This is a genomic window from Succinivibrio sp. (assembly GCF_045124615.1).
Classification (GTDB): domain Bacteria; phylum Pseudomonadota; class Gammaproteobacteria; order Enterobacterales; family Succinivibrionaceae; genus Succinivibrio; species Succinivibrio faecicola.
On sequence record NZ_JBGVMC010000173.1, the window covers coordinates 1 to 2,148 of the forward strand.

Below are 2,148 nucleotides of genomic sequence, written 5' to 3' on the forward strand. Positions count from 1 at the left end.
TGAAAAGAGAAAATCATTAAAGAAAAGGAAGCGTACAGCAGAAGTTATCAAGCAGGAGCTTTTAGCAAGATTAGAAGTCTTTAACAAGATTGCTGAAAATGTAGAGCGTTCATTAAGCTCTTTTTCACCAAAAAGATTAGGCGAATACAAGAAGAATAATAAAGAGTATTCCTCTCAGTTAGCTTTTTATAATTTTCTTGTTACTGGTGTATGGCAGGAAGTTGTAATTCCAAAATGTCCTTTATATGAAGCATTGATGCCAGAAGCTATCTTTTCAGGCTCAGATTTCTTGGAAATTCAAAGTGCAAATGGCCATAAGTTTGTGCAGGCTTTAGAGTTTAAGGATTACGCTCAGAGCAGCTATTCAGGCATTTTAGACGGCCTTTTATATCCTGATGTTAATGCTGTTAAGAAGCCTTACATCTTTATTGAAACCCAAACATTCTGCTTCTTATCAAAATATGATGGTCAGCATTTCCTAGAGTTACAACAAAAACAACTTCTTTCATCTGAAGATGCAGGTGTTTCACAGATTCAGGCAATGTCAGCTGCTATTGATGGTGTTGTAAATGGTGATTTCTCCATCGGTGAGTATAGCTACACTTTAACTTTATTTGCTGATTCTTATCAGGAAGTAAAACAGAATACAGCAGATGCTGCTAAGAAACTTCAGGATGAAGGTTTTTTAACCTTCCTAAGTACATTGGCTCTACCTGCAGCATTTTTCTCACAGTTACCTTGTAACTTAGCCTTACGACCTCGTTTAGCCAAAATTACTTCAGTTAACTTTGCTCAGTTAGCTCCACTACACAATTTCATCTCAGGTAAGCGAGAGGGTAATCCTTGGGGGGAAGCACTAGCACTGTTACAGACTCCATCTAATCAGCCTTATTACTTTAACTTTCATACAAGTCCTATAGGCGAAGATTCTTTTGATAAAAAGACTCTAGCTCATACCACAATCATAGGTACATCAGGATCTGGTAAGACTGTTTTAATGAACTTCTTGCTGTCAATGGCACAGAAGTACAGAACGCCAACACAAAAGATGACTACAGTCTATTTTGATAAAGATCGTGGTGCTGAAATTGCAATTCGTGCACTGCATGGTGGTTATTTAACTGTAGAAAACGGCAGACCAACAGGCTTTAATCCGTTTCAGATGGAAGCAAATAAATCAAATATTCAGTTTTTAATTTCATTTGTTAAGTTGTTGTTATCAATGGATGGAATGCCAATCACTGCTGCAGAAGAGCAACAGATCCAGCACGCTGTAGAAGCTGTTATGGGAATGCCTGTACATCTAAGACGACTGGGATTAATTCCTCAGAACTTAACTGATGGTCTTACTCGTGAAGAAAGACAAAACTCTCTTTCAGTACGACTTAAAAAGTGGTGCGAAGGCGGAGATCTTGGGTGGGTTTTTGACAATGAAAAAGACTTGCTCGACTTTGATGCTTTTCCAAATTATGGAATAGATGGCACTGCATTCTTAGACAATAAAGCTGTTCGCACACCTATAGCTTTCTATCTATTAAAGCGTATGGATCAAGTAATTGACGGTAGAAGATTCATCTTTGTGATGGATGAGTTCTGGAAGTGGTTGCTTGATGAAGCTTTTAGAACTTTTGCCTTTGATAAGTTGAAAACAATGCGTAAACAGAACGGCTTTGGCGTGTTTGCAACACAGTCACCATCTGACGTGCTTAATTCTGAAATTGCAAAGGCTGTTATTGAGCAGTCTGCAACTCAAATCTTTTTACCAAATCCAAAAGCAGATAAAAAAGAGTACATCGAGGGCTTTAAGGTCTCTGAAGCTGAATTTATGTGGATCCAGGGCTTAAAAGAAGACTCAAGAATGATGCTAATTAAGCAAGGCTCACGAAGTGCAATCTGTAAGCTTGATTTGGGGTGGGCTAAAGAGCCTTTAAGGGTGCTATCAGGCTCTACGGATAATATCAATCTGATTGAGCAGTTAAGAGCTCTTGTTGGAGACAATCCTGACAAATGGCTCAATCTGTTTCAGCAGATAAAAAATGATTCAAAAACAGTAAAACAAATACAACAAAGATATGGTACAGAGCCTGAATTATGGCTCTCTCACTATTTGGAGGAGTGTGTTCATGAAGATTAGTTTGCAGTTATCAG

At 38.2% G+C, this 2,148-nt stretch carries 1 protein-coding gene; it reads left to right on the top strand.

Translation table 11 applies throughout. The annotated features are described in order from the left end of the window. The coding region (locus tag ACJML3_RS04545) for a VirB4 family type IV secretion/conjugal transfer ATPase (RefSeq protein WP_406020998.1) at positions 1–2,134 on the top strand (2,134 nt) is incomplete at its 5' end. Positions 2,135–2,148: the final 14 nt, after the last annotated feature.